The sequence below is a fragment of the Actinoplanes sp. NPDC023714 genome (assembly GCF_040639855.1).
Classification (GTDB): domain Bacteria; phylum Actinomycetota; class Actinomycetes; order Mycobacteriales; family Micromonosporaceae; genus Actinoplanes.
In genome coordinates, this window is the sequence record NZ_JBFAAR010000001.1 from 875,897 (window position 1) to 894,814 (window position 18,918).

Annotated in this window: 14 protein-coding genes and 1 riboswitch; of the genes, 9 read left to right on the forward strand and 5 right to left on the reverse strand. The window is 72.5% G+C overall.

Annotated features, from left to right (window positions below; genetic code table 11):
- Nucleotides 1-119 precede the first annotated feature (119 nt).
- A complete protein-coding gene (locus AB0G10_RS04250) occupies nucleotides 120-2,138 on the forward strand; it encodes an APC family permease (RefSeq protein WP_360916203.1) in 2,019 nt (672 codons plus the stop codon).
- On the forward strand, nucleotides 2,135-3,424 hold the full coding sequence (locus AB0G10_RS04255) for a TRAM domain-containing protein (protein WP_360916206.1): 1,290 nt from the start codon (nucleotides 2,135-2,137) through the stop codon (nucleotides 3,422-3,424). Before AB0G10_RS04250 ends, AB0G10_RS04255 begins: the two co-directional genes overlap by 4 nt.
- Nucleotides 3,425-3,896: 472 nt before the next feature.
- On the opposite strand, the gene AB0G10_RS04260 is transcribed toward AB0G10_RS04255, so the two are convergent.
- Nucleotides 3,897-4,754: a bifunctional 5,10-methylenetetrahydrofolate dehydrogenase/5,10-methenyltetrahydrofolate cyclohydrolase gene (locus AB0G10_RS04260; protein ID WP_360916209.1), complete on the reverse strand. Its 858-nt coding sequence runs from the start codon at nucleotides 4,752-4,754 to the stop codon at nucleotides 3,897-3,899.
- Nucleotides 4,755-4,766: 12 nt separating this feature from the next.
- A riboswitch (ZMP/ZTP riboswitch) is annotated at nucleotides 4,767-4,849 on the reverse strand.
- 134 nt (nucleotides 4,850-4,983) lie between these two features.
- Here AB0G10_RS04260 and dxs point away from each other — a divergent pair.
- The 6 genes from dxs to AB0G10_RS04290 are packed head-to-tail and all read left to right on the forward strand — an operon-like array spanning nucleotide 4,984 to nucleotide 12,885.
- A complete protein-coding gene (gene dxs / locus AB0G10_RS04265; protein WP_360916211.1) occupies nucleotides 4,984-6,903 on the forward strand; it encodes a 1-deoxy-D-xylulose-5-phosphate synthase in 1,920 nt (639 codons plus the stop codon).
- Between the two features lie 48 nt (nucleotides 6,904-6,951).
- Nucleotides 6,952-8,247 carry a PQQ-binding-like beta-propeller repeat protein gene (locus AB0G10_RS04270; protein ID WP_360916215.1) on the forward strand — a complete coding sequence of 432 codons (1,296 nt, stop codon included), beginning with the start codon at nucleotides 6,952-6,954 and terminating at the stop codon, nucleotides 8,245-8,247.
- A 58-nt stretch (nucleotides 8,248-8,305) separates the two neighbouring features.
- A complete protein-coding gene (locus tag AB0G10_RS04275) occupies nucleotides 8,306-9,646 on the forward strand; it encodes a PQQ-binding-like beta-propeller repeat protein (protein WP_360916218.1) in 1,341 nt (446 codons plus the stop codon).
- 50 nt (nucleotides 9,647-9,696) lie between these two features.
- On the forward strand, nucleotides 9,697-10,992 hold the full coding sequence (locus AB0G10_RS04280; protein ID WP_360916221.1) for a hypothetical protein: 1,296 nt from the start codon (nucleotides 9,697-9,699) through the stop codon (nucleotides 10,990-10,992).
- A gap of 10 nt (nucleotides 10,993-11,002) precedes the next feature.
- Nucleotides 11,003-11,677: a response regulator transcription factor gene (locus tag AB0G10_RS04285; RefSeq protein ID WP_360916224.1), complete on the forward strand. Its 675-nt coding sequence runs from the start codon at nucleotides 11,003-11,005 to the stop codon at nucleotides 11,675-11,677.
- Nucleotides 11,674-12,885, forward strand: a complete 1,212-nt coding sequence (locus tag AB0G10_RS04290) for a HAMP domain-containing sensor histidine kinase (RefSeq protein WP_360916227.1) — start codon at nucleotides 11,674-11,676, stop codon at nucleotides 12,883-12,885. Before AB0G10_RS04285 ends, AB0G10_RS04290 begins: the two co-directional genes overlap by 4 nt.
- 1 nt (nucleotide 12,886) lies before the next feature.
- On the opposite strand, the gene AB0G10_RS04295 is transcribed toward AB0G10_RS04290, so the two are convergent.
- From AB0G10_RS04295 to AB0G10_RS04305, 3 genes are all read right to left on the reverse strand, one after another.
- Nucleotides 12,887-13,693 carry a hypothetical protein gene (locus AB0G10_RS04295; RefSeq protein ID WP_360916230.1) on the reverse strand — a complete coding sequence of 269 codons (807 nt, stop codon included), beginning with the start codon at nucleotides 13,691-13,693 and terminating at the stop codon, nucleotides 12,887-12,889.
- 115 nt (nucleotides 13,694-13,808) lie between these two features.
- Nucleotides 13,809-15,869 carry a 3-hydroxyacyl-CoA dehydrogenase NAD-binding domain-containing protein gene (locus tag AB0G10_RS04300; protein WP_360916232.1) on the reverse strand — a complete coding sequence of 687 codons (2,061 nt, stop codon included), beginning with the start codon at nucleotides 15,867-15,869 and terminating at the stop codon, nucleotides 13,809-13,811.
- Nucleotides 15,866-17,062 carry a thiolase family protein gene (locus tag AB0G10_RS04305; protein WP_360916235.1) on the reverse strand — a complete coding sequence of 399 codons (1,197 nt, stop codon included), beginning with the start codon at nucleotides 17,060-17,062 and terminating at the stop codon, nucleotides 15,866-15,868. Before AB0G10_RS04305 ends, AB0G10_RS04300 begins: the two co-directional genes overlap by 4 nt.
- Before the next feature lie 306 nt (nucleotides 17,063-17,368).
- Here AB0G10_RS04305 and AB0G10_RS04310 point away from each other — a divergent pair, with 306 nt between their 5' ends.
- Nucleotides 17,369-17,509, forward strand: a complete 141-nt coding sequence (locus tag AB0G10_RS04310) for a hypothetical protein (protein WP_360916238.1) — start codon at nucleotides 17,369-17,371, stop codon at nucleotides 17,507-17,509.
- Between the two features lie 40 nt (nucleotides 17,510-17,549).
- Here the strand turns inward: AB0G10_RS04310 and AB0G10_RS04315 are convergent, their stop codons facing one another.
- Nucleotides 17,550-18,854 (reverse strand): HRDC domain-containing protein, encoded by a 1,305-nt coding sequence (locus AB0G10_RS04315; protein ID WP_360916241.1) that lies wholly within the window; start codon nucleotides 18,852-18,854, stop codon nucleotides 17,550-17,552.
- Nucleotides 18,855-18,918: the final 64 nt, after the last annotated feature.

Sequence of the window (18,918 nt, forward strand, 5' to 3'; positions counted from 1 at the left end):
GTGCACGGTTCGTGCCCTCCCGATTCCTTACCGACCAGTGTGAGCCTGCCATGTGCCTCCCGGCACCGGTGTCCGGGGCGGGGTACGCACATCCCCGTGCGGCCGTACCCTTGGCACTCGTGGCAAGTACCACCTCTCTAGCCAAGCGGCTGCTCCTCGGTCGGCCGTTCCGCTCGGACAAGCTCCAGCACACGCTGTTGCCCAAGCGGATCGCCCTGCCGGTCTTCGCCAGCGACGCGCTCTCCAGCGTGGCGTACGCCCCCGACGAGATCCTCCTGACGCTCTCGATCGCCGGCGCCGCCGCATACCTCTACTCGCCCTGGGTGACGCTCGCGGTCGCGGTCGTGATGGTGACGGTGGTCGCCAGTTACCGGCAGAACGTGCACGCCTACCCGTCCGGCGGCGGCGACTACGAGGTGGCCACGGTCAACCTCGGGCCCAAGGCCGGCCTCGGCGTGGCCAGCGCGCTGCTGGTCGACTACATCCTCACGGTGGCCGTCTCGGTCTCCTCCGGCGTCACGAACCTGGGCTCGGTCGTGCCCTGGGTCGCCGAGCACAAGGTGGGCATCGCGATCGCCGCGGTGCTGCTGCTGAGCGCGCTGAACCTGCGCGGGCTGCGCGAGTCCGGCACCGCGTTCGCCGTGCCGACGTACCTGTTCATCATCGTGATCGTCGGGATGATCCTGACCGGGCTGTTCCGGGTCTACGTGCTCGGCGACGACCTGCGGGCGCCCAGCGCCGACCTGGTGATCGCGGCCGAGGACAGCCATCTCACCAGCTTCGCGTTCGCGTTCCTGCTGTTGCGGACGTTCTCCTCGGGCTGCGCGGCGCTCACCGGCGTCGAGGCGATCTCGAACGGCGTGCCCGCGTTCAAGCAGCCGAAGAGCAAGAACGCGGCGACCACGCTGCTGCTGCTCGGCGGCCTGGCGATCGTGATGCTCTCCGGGATCATCCTGCTGGCTCGGGCCACCCACCTGCAGTACGTCGAGGACCCCGGCCTGCAGATCGTCTCCGGCCCGCCGGACTACGTGCAGAAGACGGTGACCACCCAGATCGCCGAAACGGTCTTCGGCAACGGGTCGATCCTGCTCTACGTGGTCGGCGCGGTCACCGCGCTGATCCTGTTCCTGGCCGCGAACACGGCGTTCAACGGCTTCCCGGTGCTCGGCTCGATCCTGGCCCAGGACCGGTACCTGCCCCGCCAGCTGCACACCCGCGGCGACCGGCTGGCCTTCAGCAACGGCATCGCCTTCCTCGCGGTCGCCGCCATGGTGCTGATCGTGGCGTTCCACGCCGAGGTCACGAAGCTGATCCAGCTCTACATCGTGGGCGTCTTCGTCTCGTTCACGCTGTCCCAGGCCGGCATGATCCGGCACTGGAACCGGCTGCTGCGGACCCAGCGCGATCCGGAGCGCCGCCGCCGGATGCTCCGCTCCCGGGCCATCAACACGTTCGGCATGGTGCTCACCGGCGCCGTGCTGATCGTGGTGCTGATCACCAAGTTCCTGCTCGGGGCGTGGATCGCGATCGCCGCGATGATCGCCATCTACGCCCTCATGGTCGCCATCCACCGGCACTACACGCGGGTCGCCGAGGAGCTCAAGCCGACCGAGGAACGGCCCATCCTGCCGTCCCGCAACCACGCCGTGGTACTGGTCAGCAAGGTGCACCAGCCGACGCTGCGGGCGGTCGCGTACGCGCAGGCGACCCGGCCCGACTCGATCACCGCGGTCACCGTGAACGTCGACGACCAGGACACCCGCACCATCCAGGAGGAGTGGGAGCGGCGTCAGATCCCGGTGCCGCTCACCGTGGTCGACTCCCCGTACCGGGAGATCACCCGCCCGATCATCGACTTCGTGAAGGGTGTGCGCCGGGCCTCGCCCCGCGACGTGGTCACCGTCTTCGTGCCGGAGTACGTGGTCGGCCGCTGGTGGGAGAACCTGCTGCACAACCAGAGCGCCCTGCGGATCAAGGGCCGGCTGCTCTTCGAGCCCGGCGTCATGGTCACCAGCGTGCCCTGGCAGCTGCGGTCCAGCCAGGACCGTGACCTCGATCGCCTCGATCGCGGTCTCACCCGGGCGCCGGCGCGTGGCCCGCGGAACCGCAGCGACGAGGACCCCGGAGACCCATCGTGACTGATTTCGCACCTAATGAAGATCTCGTCGAGGGGGACCGGGTCGAGGTGACCGTCGGCGCTCCGGCCCACGGCGGCCACTGCGTCGCCCGGGTCGGCGGCCCGCACGGCCGGGTCGTCTTCGTCCGGCACGCCCTCCCCGGTGAACGCGTCACCGCCGAGATCACCGAGATCCACCGCGGCTATCTGCGAGCCGACGCCGTGGAGATCCACGAGCCGTCGCCGGACCGGGTCACGCCGCCGTGCCGGTTCGCCCACCCGGGCGGCTGCGGCGGTTGCGATCTCCAGCACGTGTCCGACGATGCCCAGCTCCGGTGGAAGACCGAGGTGGTTCGCGAACAACTCACCCGGCTGGCCGGGATCAACCCCGAAGATCTTTCGGTACGGGTGGAAGCCCTCCCCGCCGCGCCGGACCGCACCGGCAGCCGTCTCCTCGGGTGGCGGAGCCGGGTCCGGTACGCCGTCGACGCCCTGGACCGCCCGGGACTGCTCCAGCACCGGTCACACCAGGTCGTCCCGATCGACCGCTGCGTCATCGCGCATCCCGCCGTACAAAATCTGGATCTTCTCTCTCGAACCTGGCCGGAAGCGGACTCGCTGCAGGCGGTCGCCTCCACCGGAGGGGACGTCGCGGTGCTGGCGCGGAAAGGCGTGGTCGCCGCCGACGACCTCGGCGACGCGGCGGCCGGCGGCGGACTCACCCGGATCGCCGGCCCCGACCAGGTCACCGAAGTGGCCGGCGGACGCGCCTGGTCGATCCCGCCGGAAGGCTTCTGGCAGGTCCACCCGGCGGCCGCGGACACGCTGGTGACAACCGTCCTCAAGATGCTCCAGCCGGCCGCCGGCGAAGTGTCCTGGGACCTGTACGGCGGGGCCGGCCTCTTCGCGGCCGCCCTCGCCGAACGGACCGGCGCCCGCACCACCGTCGTCGAGTCGTCGCCCACCGGCGTCGCCGCGGCCCGGCGCAACCTGGCCGGCCTGCCGCACGCCGAGGTCGTCTCGGCGAAGGTCGACACCGCCCTCTCCCGCCGCCGCGTCACCGGCCCGGTCGATCTGATCGTGCTGGACCCGCCCCGAGCCGGCGCCGGCGCGAAGGTGGTCCGCGCGGTGGCCGCTTCCGGCGCCCGGGCCGTCGCCTACGTCGCCTGCGACCCGGCGGCGCTGGCCCGGGACCTCAAGACCTTCCGGGGCGCGGGCTGGGAGGCCGTGGAGATTCGAGCTTTCGACTGCTTCCCCATGACCCAGCACGTCGAATGCGTGGCCCTGCTCCTCCCGGCCGGCGACTAGCCCTCCGCTGCGCCCGCCCGCGCCGCCCGCGCTGCTGCCGCGCTTTCCGCCGTGCCCGCCCACTTCCTCCGCGATCTTGTTGATTGGGGCGGCCCCGTTCCTGCACGGATCATCAAGATCGCGGGAAGGGGGCCGGCTCACCGTGCCGGCCGCAGCGCGCCGCTCGCGCCCTGCCGCGCCCGCCCACTTCGCCCGCGATCTTGTTGATTGGGGCGGCCCCGTTCCTGCACGGATCAACAAGATCGCGGGAGGGGGCCGGCTCACCGTGCCGGCTGCACCGTGCCGCTCGCGCCCTGCCGCGCCCGCTCACTTCGCCCGCGATCTTGTTGATTGGGGCGGCCCCGTTCCTGCGCAGATCATCAAGATCGCGGGAAGGGGGCGGGCGCGGCAGGGGCGGGCAGGGCAGGGCGCAGGGCCGGCGGCGGGCAGGGCGTGGGGCCGGGGGCCGGGCCGGGTGTGGAGGGCGGAGGGGTTAGGGGTTTGCTCGCTCGGCCGCGGCCACCGCGTTGCGGAAGAGCATGGCCACCGTGGTGGGGCCGACGCCTCCGACTCGGGGGGTGATGGCGCCTGCCACCTCGGCGACCGACTCGTCGACGTCGGGGAGGAGGCGGCGGCCCTCGTAGCGGACTCCGGCGCCCACCACGACGGCGCCCGGCTTCACGTGCTCGGGCTGGATGATGCCGGGTACGCCGACGGCCGCGATCAGGATCTCGGCGCGCCGGGTGTAGCGCGGCCAGTCCTTCACGCCGGTGTGGACGACGGTGACGGCGGCGTTGGCGGTGGGCCGTTTCTGGGCCAGGAGCATGGCGAGGGGGCGGCCGAGAGTCGCGCCGCGGCCCAGGATGACCACCTCGCGGCCGGCCACCTCGACGTCGTGGAAGGCGAGCAGCGCCTCGATGCCGGCCGGGGTGCAGGGCAGGGGGCCGGGCAGGCCGACGGCGAGCCGGCCCATGTTGAGCGGGTGCATCCCGTCGACGTCGGAGTCGGGGTCGAGGGTCTGCAGCGCCGCGTCGTAGTCGAGGTGGGCCGGGATCGGGTATTGGATGAGGACGCCGTGCACGTCCTTGTCGTCGTTGAAGGAGGCGATCACCTTGAGCAGGTCGTCCTGGGTGACGTCGCCGGAGAGGTGCCGGTGGGGTGAGGCGAAGCCGAGCTCGGCGGCCTGCTTCTGCTTGATGCGGATGTACCCGGCGCTGGCGTCGTCGTCGCCGACCAGGATGGTGGCGAGGCTCGGCTGGACGCCGCGGTCCTTGAGGCGGGCGACCCGCTCGCGGACGTCGGCGAGCACGGATTCGGCGACCGGGGCGCCGGGAAGAAGTCGGGCAGACATATGCGTGACCCCCGCGGGAGCCCAGGCGGTCGACTCCGCGCAACGAGCTCCCTGATGGTTGGACCATCCCCGTGCCGCCAGTCGCTGCGTGAACCTCAAGGATGCCCGACGATCCCGCCGTCCGGCCAACCGGGGTGACCGGACGGAGGATGTGGAGGTTGTGTGGAGGATCGGCTCTGGCCGTTCGCGTAAGGTGCGCCGCGGCGGGGCACCGATAGACTGCCTCCTCATGAGCGACTCCCCCTCGACCCCGGCCGGGCTGCTGGCGAGCATCACCTCTCCGGGTGATCTCAAGCGACTGTCCGCGGAGCAGTTGACCCTGCTCGCGGCCGAGATCCGTGACTTCCTCGTCGCCAAGGTGTCGCGGACCGGTGGACACCTCGGTCCGAACCTCGGCGTGGTCGAGATGACCCTCGCGATGCACCGGGTGTTCGACTCCCCACGTGACAAGATCCTCTTCGACACCGGCCACCAGGCGTACGTGCACAAGATCGTCACCGGCCGGCAGGACGGTTTCGACCTGCTCCGCCAGCGCGGTGGCCTGACCGGCTACCCGAGCCGGGCCGAGAGCGAGCACGACCTCATCGAGAACTCGCACGCCTCGACGGCCCTGTCCTACGCGGACGGCCTCGCCAAGGCGTTCACGCTGCGCGGCGAGGACCGGCACGTGGTGGCGGTCGTCGGTGACGGCGCGCTGACCGGCGGCATGTGCTGGGAGGCGCTGAACAACATCGCCGCCACGAAGAACCGGCTCGTCATCGTCGTGAACGACAACGGCCGGTCGTACGCGCCGACCATCGGCGGCCTCGCCGACCACCTCTCCACGCTGCGCCTCAACCCGGGCTACGAGAAGGTCCTCGACCTGGTCAAGGACGCGCTCGGGCAGACCCCGGTGGTGGGCAAGCCGGTCTTCGAGGTGCTGCACGCGGTCAAGAAGGGCATCAAGGACGCGGTCAGCCCGCAGCCGATGTTCGAGGACCTCGGCCTGAAGTACATCGGCCCGGTCGACGGCCACGACCAGCAGGCCATGGAGTCGGCGCTGCGCCGGGCCAAGGGCTTCAACGCGCCGGTCATCGTGCACGCGGTGACCAAGAAGGGCTACGGCTACCTGCCGGCCGAGCAGGACGAGGCGGACTGCCTGCACGGTCCGGGCGCGTTCGACCCGCAGACCGGCGCGCTCACCGCGAAGCCGTCGCTGAAGTGGACGAAGGTCTTCTCCGAGGAGCTCGTGAAGATCGCCGACGAGCGGCCGGACGTGGTGGGCATCACCGCCGCGATGGCCGAGCCGACCGGTATCGCCGCGCTCGCGAAGAAGTACCCGGAGCGGACGTACGACGTGGGCATCGCCGAGCAGCACGCGGCGACGAGCGCGGCCGGCCTGGCGATGGGCGGCCTGCACCCGGTCGTGGCGGTCTACGCGACGTTCCTGAACCGGGCGTTCGACCAGGTGCTGCTCGACGTCGCGATGCACGAGCTGCCGGTCACGTTCGTGCTGGACCGGGCCGGCATCACCGGTCCGGACGGGCCGAGCCACTACGGCATGTGGGACATGAGCGTCTTCGGCGTGGTGCCGGGCCTGCGGATCGCGGCGCCCCGGGACGCCGCGACGCTGCGCGAGGAGCTGCGCGAGGCGATCGCCGTGGACGACGGCCCGACGATCGTGCGCTTCCCGACCGGCTCGGTCGCCCCGGACACCCCGGCGCTGCGCCGGGTCGGTCAGGTCGACATCCTTCGGGAAGACGCGCGCAAGGACATCCTGCTGGTGGCGGTCGGCTCCTTCGCCGGTCTGGGTCTGGACGCCGCCGAGCGGCTCGCCGAGCAGGGGTACGGCGTGACGGTCGCCGACCCCCGCTGGGTCCGTCCCGTGCCGATCGAGCTGACCGGCCTCGCGGCCCAGCACCGGCTCGTGGTGACCCTCGAGGACGGCGTGCGCGCCGGCGGCGTCGGCGACGCGGTGGCGAGCGCCCTGCGCGACGCCGGGGTCTCCGTGCCGCTGCGCGACTTCGGCGTGCCGGTCGGCTTCCACCCGCACGGCAGCCGGGCCGAGATCCTCACCGCGCTCGGCCTCACCGCGCAGGACATCGCCCGGGACGTGACCGAGGCGATCTCCGGGCTCGACGAGTCGCAGCCGGTGGCGGAGGCGATCTGACAGCGCTCCCGGTGGGCGATCTCGTTATAGAACCGTTACCTTAGATGGATGGGTGAACCCGTCGTCATCGATCTGGGGCTGGAGCGGGGAGAACCGGAGACGTACGAGCGACCGGGGCGGCCGACCACGCCGCCCTGGTTCGCCCCGGCGCTCCTGACCGTGCTCGTGCTCCTGCTCGCCGGGGCGTCCGCGCCGCTGCGGCAGCCGGCCGCGCTGACCGCGCTGCTGCGGGTGCCGATCGGGCCGGGCGACCCCTACACGATCACCGAGGCCGGGCGCCTGGTCGTGCAGACCGGCAGCACCCTGAACTCGTACCACCTGCGGAGCGGTGAGCTGCGGTGGAGCGTCGAGCAGCAGATGCAGGTCTCCCGGCTGCGCACGGCGAGCGGCATGCTGCTGCTGCGGCCGTGGGGCCGGTTCGCGGTCGGCACCACGGCGATCTCGCTCGCCACCGGCGGCCGGCAGTGGCGCAATCCGCACAATGTGATGAGCTTCGCGGGCACCTCGCTGCTCTTCGCCGTCGACGACGTCCGGACCAGCTCCGGGCCGGGCCGCCGGGTGGAGAACACCGTCCAGGTCATCGATCCGGAGATCGGGACGGTCCGCTGGGAGGTCCACCTGGAGTCGACGGCGGTCCTGCTCGGGGTGCCCGGCCCGGTCGACGAGCAGCCGCGGGCGCTGCTGCTCGGCGCCGACCGGGTCGCCCACCTGTACGACGTGGAGACCGGCCGGCACCTCGCCGCGCGCACCCTGCCGGCGGCCGACTACGACCCGGACAACCCGGTGGTGGCCGGCGGCGTGCTGATGCTGCGCCACCCCGGCCCGTCCGGGACCGCGGTGTCCGCGTACGACCTGGCCGGCCTGCGTCCGCTCTGGACCCGGCCGGCCCTCGGCACCAAGGCGGTCGTCCCGTGCGGCCTGCTCGCCTGCCTGACCGGGCAGTACGGCGTCCGCGCCGTGGACCCGGCCACCGGCGACCGGCGCTGGCAGCGCGGCGACCTGCGGACCGTCGAGCAGGAGGGCACGGCGCTGGTCGGGTACGCCGGGAGCGACCCGATCCTGACGGCCGACCCGGAGACCGGCGGGACCCTCGTCGAGCTCGCCGGCTGGGAGCTGGTCCCGGGCAGCCCCGGTGACGGCGTGTCACTGGTGACCCGGGACACCTCCGACGGCACGCGTACGATGGTCGCCATCGCGGACCCGGGCACCCGGAAACCGCGTCTGCTGGCGGAACTGCCGGCCGGCACCGGCAGCTGTCAGTCCGCGCCGGAACGACTGGTCTGCCGGTCCACCTCCGGCGAGCTGACCGTGTGGGCATACCGGCCGGTCACGGGAGCGGGCTGACCCGGTGGGGGCGGCCGTCCGCAGTCGGCTCCCCCCGTACCGATGAAGGGTCTGCGGCGTGACAGTGATCGACCTGGACCGCGCCGCGGAGAGTGACCACCCGGCAGGCCGGCGCCCGCCGCCGTGGCGGTACCGGCACGCGGGCCTGCTGATCGCGGCGATCCTGACGATCACTCTGGGTGGCGCCGTGCCGCGCGCGGCCGTGGTCTGGCGCCACCTCGGCGAGCTCGGGCCGGTGGACACCACCGAGGTGCCGGTGCAGCTGACCGGCGACCACCTCTACTCGGTCGCGTCGGGTGGCGTGCGCCGGCAGGTGACCGCCTGGCAGCTCGACCCGCCCCGGCAGCTCTGGACCAGCGAGGTGCCGCTCGGCGCCGGGTACGACGCGACCCGTGGCCTCTTCGGCGCGGTCTCCATCCGGCAGGCGGGCGACGTCGTGCTGGTCTCCGAGGGGGTCACCACGACGGCTTTGGACGCCCGGATCGGCGCGGTCCGCTGGACGGCGCCGGTGACGGTCACGCTGCTCGGCTCCGGGCGGACCGGCGTCGTGGTGGAGCGGGTGTTCCGCGCCGGGACCGAATACGACCAGGCCTCCGGCGATCCGGGGCCGCTCTACTTCTCCTCGACCGGCGTGCCGCACACCGAGGCGCCGATCCGCACCGAGGTCCGCGGCCTCGACCTGACCACCGGGAGGACGGTGTGGACGGCCGCGCCGGGCGGCTCGGTCACCGTGGACCCGGCCCGCGGCGAGCCACCGGCCGTCCTGATCACCGCCTCCGACCGGCTGCTGCGCCTCGACGGCGCCACCGGGCGGACCCTGGCCGCCACCGACCTGCCGAAGCTGAACGGGGAGGGCCCGAGCACCGGATCGGTCGCCGGCGGCCTGGCCCTGGTCGGCTATCAGAACCCGGCCCGGCTGGTCGCCTACGACCAGCGGACCCTGCGCCGGCTCTGGCAGCGGGACCGGCCGGAGGCGCAGGGCGAGGTGGCCGGCTGCCGGAACGTGCTCTGCGACGGGCTGCGGGTCCTCGACCCGGCGACCGGCGCCGAGGCCTGGGCGACCGGCACCGGCACCGATCTCACCGCCCGGGCCGGGACGGTGCTGGAGACCCGGAACGACAGCGGCACACCGGTCCGGCTCGCCGACCCGCTCACCGGCCGCACCCTCGCCGGCCTCGGCGGCTGGGACCAGGCGCTGGACGGCGACCCGGACGGCGCGCTGGTGCTGCGCCGCGACGACGGCGACGACGGGCAGAGCTTCGCCGCCGTGCTGCCCGGGCACCCCGAGCCGCGCCTGCTCGGCACCGCGCCGGCCGGCTCGGGGGAGTGCGCGGCCGACGCGCGCCACCTCGTCTGCCGGGATGGCACGGGACTGGGCGTCTGGGCGTACCGGATCTGACCCTCCACGCGGCACAATGAGGCTGATATCCCCGACTCGGGGAGGCCGGCGTGAGCGATGTCGTGATCGACCTCGGCGAGGTGCGGCCTGGCGAGTCGACCTCCACGGCCGCCCCGGCCGAGCTGGTCGACGACGCGCCGGTGCCGTACCGGCTGCTGCTCCTGATCCTGTCCGCGATTCTGCTGGCGAGCCTCGGCGGCGGCGTCCGCCAGCGTGCGCCGGTGCCGCCCGCCATCGTCCCGGCCGCCCAGGGCGACGTGCTGCGGGTGGTGGGCGACCGGCTCTACGTGATCGGCCGTCAGCTGCCGCCCGGCGTCCGCATCGTCCGGTCCTTCTCGCTGCCGGACGCGAAACCGGTCTCCTGGCACCGGGTCGTGGTCACCGGCGAGATCCTCGACGTCTCGGTGGCCGGCGACGTGCTGATGCTCAGCGTGCAGGACGAGCGGACCACCCGGTTCGGCACGATCGCGCTGCGCACCGGGGTGGCGGCGCCGCTCTGGAAGCGCCCGGTGCTGGTCGAGGCGGTCTCCGAGGCCGACCGGCTGGCCCTGGTGCGCGAGGAGGGCGACGGCGAGACCTGGTGGCGGGGCCTGGACCTGACGACCGGCGCGGTGCGCTGGAGCGTGCGCCGGGCCGGCGACGACGTGGCGGCGCCCTCGGTCCGGGACGGCTATCCGGACTGGCTCTACCTGCTCACCGCCGACCGGCGGCTGGAGGCCTGGGACGCCCGGACCGGCCGGCTCGGCGCCACCCAGCGGATCCCGGACCGCGGGCCGGGCAAGGTGGAGCTGTGGCCGGTCGGCGACCTCGCGATGATCGGCGCCCGCAGCGCCGGCACCGCCGGGTACGACGCCCGCCAGAAGCTCCGGCAGGACTGGTACAGCGGCGTGAACCTGAGCTGGTACCGGAACCCGAGCCCGTGCGGCGACCTGATCTGCACCTATCTGCCGCAGCGCGGGATCATGGTGCTGGACCCGTCCACCGGCTGGGAGCGCTGGTCCTCGGACCGCTGGAACTACGCCGAGCGGATCGGCGACTACCTGGTCACCGGCCTGCCCGGGACGGCGTTCCCGGAGCACTTCGTGCTCGACCCGGCGACCGGCGACGTGCTCGGCGCGGCCGGCCGCTGGCAGAGCGGCGGCCCGGGCCCGGCGCCGGACACCGCCTACGTGCGGCGGGCCACCGACCGGGCCGACCGCATCTGGTACGGCGTGCTCGACATGCGCCGGATGAAGATCCGGGTCTCCGGGGCGGCCGACATGGTCGCCGGCGACTGTCACTTCGCCGCCGGGGCCCTGGTCTGCCGCCGTCTCGACGCCGCGGTCGGCGTTTGGCGGGTTGACTAACCTTCTAGTCATGCGCGTGCTGGTGGTGGAAGACGAGCGGAACCTGGCGGACGCGATCGCCCGCGGGTTGCGCCGCAAGGGGATGGCGGTGGACGTCGCGTACGACGGCCTCCAGGGCCACGAGATGGCCTATGTGACCCGGTACGACGTCGTCGTGCTGGACCGGGACCTGCCCGGCATGCACGGCGACCAGATCTGCGCCGAGCTGGTCGCCTCCGGCACGCTGACCCGGGTGCTCATGCTCACCGCCAGCAGCACGGTCGCCGACCGGGTCGAGGGGCTCGAGCTCGGCGCCGACGACTACCTCGCGAAGCCGTTCGCGTTCGAGGAGCTGGTCGCCCGGGTGCAGGCGCTCGGCCGGCGGGCCACCCCGGCCGCCCCGCCGGTGCTCACCGTCGGCAACCTGGTGCTCGACCAGACCCGCCGGGTGGTGACCCGCGGCGGCGCGCCGGTCGAGCTCACCAACAAGGAGTTCGGCGTCCTCGAGGAGCTGATCAAGGCGCGGGGCGGCGTGGTCTCCACCGAGGAGCTGCTGGAGCGGGTCTGGGACGCCAACACCGACCCGTTCACCACGACGGTCCGGGTGACCATCAACACGCTGCGCAAGAAGATCGGCGACCCGCCGCTGATCGAGACCGTGGTCGGCGCCGGCTACCGCGTCCCGGAACCGGTCGTGGCCTCGTGACGGTCTACCTCGGCACGAAACGCCGGGTGTTCGGCTTCCCGCGGCCCACGCTGCGGCTGCGGCTCACCCTGCTGAACGGGATCCTGCTGGTCGGCGCGGGCGCGGTGCTCGTGCTGCTGGCCTGGCTGCTGGTCAGCGAGTCGCTGCACCCGGTCGACGAGCTGCGGGCCGGCTCGGCCGTGACGCTCGACGACGGCACCACCCGCGAGGCGCTGGCCTGGCAGACCGACATGGTCGAGCAGGCCTCCCGGGAGGTGCTCTTCAAGGGCTTCAGCGCGCTCGTGGCGATCGGCGTGATCGGCATCGCCGGCGCCTACGCGGTGGCCGGCCGGGCGCTGCGCCCGCTGCACAGCGTCACCCACACCGCCCGGCGGCTCGGCGAGGAGACGCTGGACCAGCGGATCAAGTATTCCGGGGCGGACGACGAGGTGGCCGAGCTGGCCCGGACGTTCGACGCCATGCTGGACCGGCTCGCGGCCGCCTTCGACTCGCAGAAGCGGTTCGTCGCGAACGCCTCGCACGAGCTGCGCACCCCGCTGGCCGTGATGCGCACCGAGATCGACGTGACGCTCAGCGACGACGAGGCCGACGTGGCCGAGTACCGCCGGATGGCGAAGGTGGTCCGCAACGCCTCGGAGCGGGCGAACGGCCTGGTCGACGCGCTGCTGGTGCTGGCCCGGTCGGAGGCGCAGTCCGGCCGGCGGCTGGTCCGCAAGGTCCCGGCCGACCTGGCCACCAGCGTCTACAACGCTCTCTCGGCGGTGAAGGCCGAGGCCGAGCGGATGAAGCTGGACGTCACCACCGACCTGGAGCCGGCGCCGGTCGTCGGCGACCCGAGCCTGCTCGACCGGCTGGCCGGCAACCTGATCGAGAACGCGATCCGGTACAACCATCTGCTCGGCCGGCTCTGGCTGCGGACCGAGTCGGCGAACGGCCAGACCCGGCTCGTCGTCGGCAACACCGGGTACGAGGTGGAGCCGGCCGACGTGCCGGGCCTGTTCGAGCCGTTCCAGCGCGGCGGCTGGGAGCGCACCGGCTCCCGCGGCTCCGGGCTCGGGCTCTCGATCGTGCGGGCCGTCTGCGACGCGCACGGCGGCACGGTCTCGGCGGTCGCCCAGGAGGGCGGCGGGCTGGAGGTCACGGTGACCCTGCCCGCCGCCGACACGACGCCCGTGGTGACCGCCAGCGTGTCGGTCCCGCGCCGCTAGATCATTTGCTCTTGGTCTCGATCTCGGCGCGCAGCTTCGGGAACTCGGCCTGCACGTCCGCGGCGGTCTTGAAGAACCACAGGATCATGCCGACGCTGCCCTCGTCGGCCCAGCCGCAGACCGCGATGTCGGTGCCGGACGACGTCGTGGTGGCGCACTCCGCCGAGCCGCCGAGCGCGCCGGTGTCGGCCGGGGCCTTGTCCTTGAGCTGGGAACCCTCGGCGAACGCCTTGAACGACGCGTCCAGCTCCTTGGCCGGGTCGATGAGCGTGGCCTTGGTCGCGATGGCCGCGACGATGTCCTGCTCCTCGGCATTGCCGTAGAAGGCGCCGAACGAGTCGGAGGCGCCCGGGTACTTGGCCAGGCTGCTCTCCATCTCGGTGATCAGGGCGGCGAACTCGCCGTCCTCCAGCTTGGGCCGGCCGCCGAGCGTCGCGGGCTCGGTGATGGTGACCTTCGCGGCGTCGTCGACGGCGTCCTTGCCGATGAAGAAGACGGCCGCGACACCGGCGATGCAGAGCACCACGACGGCGGCCACGGCGATCAGCACGATCTTCAGGACGGTGTTCTTCTTCTTGGGCGGCGGCGCCATCGGGTAGCCGGGCGGCGGGGCCGCCGGGAATCCGGGCGGCGGGGCCGGGTAGCCGGGCTGCTGCGGAGCCTGGTAGCCGGGAGGCGGCGCGTCGTATCCGGGAGGCGGCGGCGCCTGGTAGCCGGGCTGCTGCGGCGGCTGGTATCCGGGCTGCTGGCCGTAGGGCTGACCGTAGGAGGGCTGGCCGGGCTGCGGTTCAAAGGGTGGCTGTGACATCAAAACTCCTGACCAAAGGTTGCAGGAGCTTACCGACTGTATTACCAGCTGCCCATAAGCCAGTTCACAGCGAAAGGCCCCCGCTTGTTCTCAAGCGGGGGCCTCGGGCTCTTCGTCAGCCGCGGACGTTCGCGACGCCGGACGGCAGGAACCGCTTGCCGGTCACCTTCTCCGCGGTGCCGCTGCGGTCCAGGTACGGCGTGATGCCGCCCAGGTGGAACGGGTAGCCGGCGCCGAGGATCATGCACAGGTCGATGTCCTGCGCCTCCGCGACCACGCCCTCGTCGAGCATGATCCGGATCTCCTCGGCCAGGGCGTCGAGCGCCTTCTGGCGTACCTCGTCGGCCGTGAGCGGGCTGTCGCCGAGCTCCAGGGCCTTGACCACCTCGGGGTTGATCTCGTCGTCGACCAGCAGCGGCTGGCCGAGGTCGACGATCTTCTTGAGGTTGACCGAGTCGGCGTACCGGTCCGGGAACGCCGTGTGCAGCGTCTCGCCCACGTGGTAGGCGACGGCCGGCCCGACGAGCTGGAGCAGCGCGACCGGCCGCATCGGCAGGCCCAGCGGGTCGAACGCCTCGTTCACCACGTCGAGCGGGGTGCCGGCGTCGACGGCCTTGAACACCTCGCTGGTGAAGCGGGTGAGGACGCGGTTGACCACGAACGCCGGGGCGTCCTTGACCAGCACCGACGACTTCCGCAGCTGCTTGCCGACCTCGAACGCGGTGGCCAGCGTCGCGTCGTCGGTCTTCTCACCGCGGATGATCTCCAGCAGCGGCAGCACGGCGACCGGGTTGAAGAAGTGGAAGCCGACGACCCGCTTGGGGTGCTCGAGGTCGGCCGCCATCTCGGTGATCGACAGCGAGCTGGTGTTGGTCGCGAGGATCGTCTCCGGCTTGACGATCTTCTCGAACTCGGCCCAGATCTGCTTCTTGAGCTCGAGGTTCTCGAAGACCGCCTCGATCACGAAGTCGGCGTCGGCGAAGACCGACCGGTCGACCGAGCCGCTGATCAGGCCGCGCAGCTTCGCCGCGGTGCCCTCGTCCATCCGGCGCTTGCCGACGAGCTTGTCGATCTGCTCGTTGACGTAGGCCACGCCCTTGTCGACGCGGGCCTGGTCGAGGTCGGTGAGCACGACCGGCACCTGGAGGCGGCGCAGGAAGAGCAGGGCCAGCTGCGAGGCCATCAGGCCGGCGCCGACGATGCCGACCTTGGTGACCTTGCGGGCATTCTCCCGCGAAGGCACCCCGACCGGGCGCTTCGCCCGGCGCTGGACCAGGTCGAACGCGTACAGGCTGGCGCGCGACTCGTCGCCCATGATCAGGTCGGCGAGGGCCTCGGTCTCGGCCGCGGTGCCGTCGGAGAAGGACGACTCCTTGGCCAGGGCCAGCAGCTCCAGGGCCTTGTTGGCGGACGGGACCGCGCCGTGCAGCTTCTCGTCGAGCTGGTTCTTGGCGAACCAGAGCACGCCGTCCCACATCTCCTTGTCGACCTCGGGACGCTCCACCGTGATCTCGCCCTTGACCACGCCGGCGGCCCAGGCGAGCGAGTCCTCGAGGAACTCGGCCGGCTCGAAGAGCGCGTCCGCGACACCCATCTCCTTGGCTTGCTTGGGCCGCAGCGTCTTCTGGGTGAGCGGGTTCGACAGGATGACCTGCGCCGCGCCGGCGATGCCGATCAGGTTCGGCAGCAGCTGGCTGCCGCCCCAGCCGGGGATCAGGCCGATCGCGACCTCGGGCAGGCCGAGCGCCGCCGCGCCGCCGGAGACCGTGCGGTAGTGGCAGTGCAGGGCGACCTCGAGGCCGCCGCCGAGCGCCGCTCCGTTGACGAACGCGAACGTCGGGATCGCGCTGTTCTTGAGCCGCGCGAACACCCGGTGACCGAGTTCGCCCAGCGCGACGGCCTGGTCCCGGGAGCCGATGAGCGGCATGCCGGTGATGTCGGCGCCGACGCAGAAGATGTACGGCTTGCCGGTGATCGCGATGAACGCCGGGTCGGCCGCGGTGGCCGCCGTGATCGCCTCGTCGAGCGACTTCAGGCCGGCCGGACCGAAGCTGTTCGGCTTCTTGTGGTCGAAGCCGTTGTCCAGGGTGATCAGGGCGGCGGGCTTGTCGAGACCGGGGATCCGGACCTCGCGCAGCAGCGCCTTCGTCACTACCTCGTTCGGGTTCTCGATCACTTGTCGAAGCCTTCCCAGTTCGGGTTCTCCCAGATCACGGTGCCGCCCATGCCGATGCCGATGCACATGGCGTTCATGCCGTACCGGACCTCGGGGTGCTCCTCGAAGTGCCGGGCCAGCTGCGTCATCAGACGCACGCCGGAGGAGGCGAGGGGGTGACCGACGGCGATCGCGCCGCCCCACGGGTTGACCCGCGGGTCGTCGTCGGCGATGCCGTAGTGGTCGAGGAGGGCGAGCACCTGCACGGCGAACGCCTCGTTCAGCTCGAACAGGCCGATGTCGTCGATCGTGAGACCGGCCTTCTTCAGCGCCTTCTCGGTCGACGGGATCGGGCCGTAGCCCATGATCTCCGGCTCGACGCCGACGTAGGCGTAGGACACCAGCCGCATGGCGACCGGCAGGCCCAGCTCGCGGGCGGTCGCCTCGTCGGCCAGGAGGGCCGCGGTCGCGCCGTCGTTGAGGCCGGCCGCGTTGCCCGCGGTGATCTTGCCGTGCGGGCGGAACGGGGTCTTCAGCGTGGCGAGCTTCTCCATCGAGGTCTCGCGCGGCGCCTCGTCCACCGTGGCGAGGCCCCAGCCCTGCTCGGCGCTGCGGATCGCCACCGGCACCATGTCGGGCTGCAGCTTGCCGTTGGCGTACGCCTTGGCGGTCTTGATCTGCGAGTTCAGGGCGTACGCGTCGGTACGTTCCTTGGTGATGTGCGGCAGCCGGTCGTGCAGGTTCTCCGCGGTGGCGCCCATCACGAGCGCGGACGGGTCGACCAGCTTCTCGGCCAGGATCCGCGGGTTGGGGTCGGCGCCCTCACCCATCGGGTGCCGGCCCATGTGCTCGACACCGCCGGCGATCGCGATGTCGTAGGCGCCCATCGCGATGCCGCCGGCGACGTTGGTCACCGCGGTCATGGCGCCCGCGCACATGCGGTCGACGGCGTAGCCGGGGACGGTCTTCGGCAGGCCGGACAGCAGCGCGGCCGTGCGGCCGATGGTCAGGCCCTGGTCGCCGGTCTGGGTGGTGGCCGCGACGGCCACCTCGTCCACCCGGTCCGTCGGGAGCTGGGGGTTCCGCCGAATCAGCTCTCGGATGCAGCGGATCACCAGGTCGTCGGCGCGGGTCTCGGCATACATGCCGCCCGCCTTGCCGAACGGGGTGCGGACGCCGTCGACGAAGACGACCTCGCGTACTTCACGGGGCACAGCAAGCCTCCTTGCGGGCGTGAACCCAAATGTGTCGGCAATGCTACTCGCCGGTAACTAGCGGCGGCCAGGGCATCGCTGATTTGTCACAGATTCACAGAAAACCGCAGGTCAAGAGCTTGCTGTCGTAGGTGGGTGGGTGGTGCTGACCGTCGCTCACGCCGAGGGCCGGGCCCGGTGGGCCGGCCGCTGCGCGTCCGGAGCGCCCACCGCACCCGGCGACGTGCGTGAGTGGTCGCGCTTCACCCACGGCACTTACCCGTCCGGAGGAAGCAGGCGATCTCGTATCGCGCCTAGCGTCGGTCCATGAGGAAGCCACTCGCCTGCCGGCTGGGCCGGCACCGCTGGGTGCGCCGGAGCACCCCCGACGGAGGGCGGTACACCCAGTGCTCCCGCTGCGGGAAGGACGACAATCCGCCGCAGGTCACAGCGCCCTTCACTTTCTGATCCGCCGGAGGCTCCGGTCGTCCCGGAGCCTCGTTCCGGCTCAGGCGGTCGCGGCCGGGTCCGGCAGGACGTCCGCGATCTGGTCGGCGATCAGGGCCACCTGCCAGTTGCGGGCGCCGAAGCCGCGCAGCGTGTCGCCGACGGTCTGGCCGGTGACCTCGTCCGGCGGGGACCAGGCCAGCCGCCGGATGAAGTCCGGGCTGATCAGGTTCTCCGGCGGCAGGTTGTGCTGCTCGGCGGTGCCGACCACGACCTGCCGGCAGCGGGCCAGCCGGGCCGCCGCGACCGGGTCGCGCTCGGCCCACCGGTGCGGCGGGGGCGGGCCCTCGACCGGCTGGTTCACCGGCAGGGCGTCGTCCGGCAGGGAGCGGGCCTGGTCCAGGGCGTCCAGCCAGATCCTGGCGAGCCGGCGTACCGACCGGCCGCCGAACCCGGGGATGCCGAGCAGGGTGCGCTCGTCCTTCGGATCGGCCTCGGCCGCCGCCACGATCGCCGAGTCCGGCAGCACCCGGCCGGGCGCCGAGTCGCGGCGGGCCGCCACGCCGTCCCGGGCGTACCAGAGCGCGCGCACCCGGGACTGCGCCCGGGCCCCGCGGACGCGGTGTATCCCGGACGTCCGCCGCCACGGGTCGGGGCGGACCCGGGGCGGGCGGTCGGCCCCGGCCACCAGCGCGGCGAACTCCTCGGCGGCCCACGCCGACTTGCCCTGCCGGTCGAGCTCGGCGGAGAGCAGGTCCCGCAGGTCGGTGAGGAGCTCCACGTCGAGGGCCGCATAGGTGAGCCAGGACTCCGGCAGCGGCCGGGTCGACCAGTCGGCGGCCGAGTGGTGCTTCTCCAGCGAGTACCCGAGCAGCTGCTCGGTGAGCGCGGCCAGGCCGACCCGCTCGAACCCGGCCAGCCGCGCGGCCAGCTCGGTGTCGAAGAGCCGGCGCGGCCGGAAGCCGAGCTCGGCCAGGCACGGCAGGTCCTGGCTGGCCGCGTGCAGGACCCACTCGGCCTCGGCCAGCGCGGTGTCGAGCGTGCGCAGGTCGTCCAGGGGGAGCGGGTCGAGCAGCACGGTGCCCGCGCCGGCCCGGCGGAGTTGCACCAGGTAGGCGCGTTGCGTGTAGCGGTAGCCGGAGGCGCGTTCGGCGTCCACGGCCACCGGCCCGGTTCCGGCCGCCATCCGGGAGACCACATCGGCCAGTTCGGCCGCTGTCTCCACCGGACGCGGGGTTCCGTCGCGGGGCGCGGTGAGCGGTGTTGCTGCGGGACCGCCAGAATTCGGGTCGGGCGGCACGGCGTGCGGTCCGTCCCCTGCTGTGTCCGGCGAGTCCCGACGGCGCAGGGGTGCTTCGTCGGTCACTCCGTAACCGTACGGGGGTGACACCCTTGCCGTGCGCAGCCGGGGTCCGGCGCGTCGATTCCCG

Coding starts and splice junctions, on each gene's coding strand:
- AB0G10_RS04260 (WP_360916209.1), bottom strand. CDS start 4,754: ATGTCTGCCCGACTTCTTCCCGGCGCCCCGGTCGCCGAATCCGTGCTC.
- dxs (WP_360916211.1), top strand. CDS start 4,984: ATGAGCGACTCCCCCTCGACCCCGGCCGGGCTGCTGGCGAGCATCACC.
- AB0G10_RS04270 (WP_360916215.1), top strand. CDS start 6,952: ATGGGTGAACCCGTCGTCATCGATCTGGGGCTGGAGCGGGGAGAACCG.
- AB0G10_RS04285 (WP_360916224.1), top strand. CDS start 11,003: ATGCGCGTGCTGGTGGTGGAAGACGAGCGGAACCTGGCGGACGCGATC.
- AB0G10_RS04295 (WP_360916230.1), bottom strand. CDS start 13,693: ATGTCACAGCCACCCTTTGAACCGCAGCCCGGCCAGCCCTCCTACGGT.
- AB0G10_RS04310 (WP_360916238.1), top strand. CDS start 17,369: ATGAGGAAGCCACTCGCCTGCCGGCTGGGCCGGCACCGCTGGGTGCGC.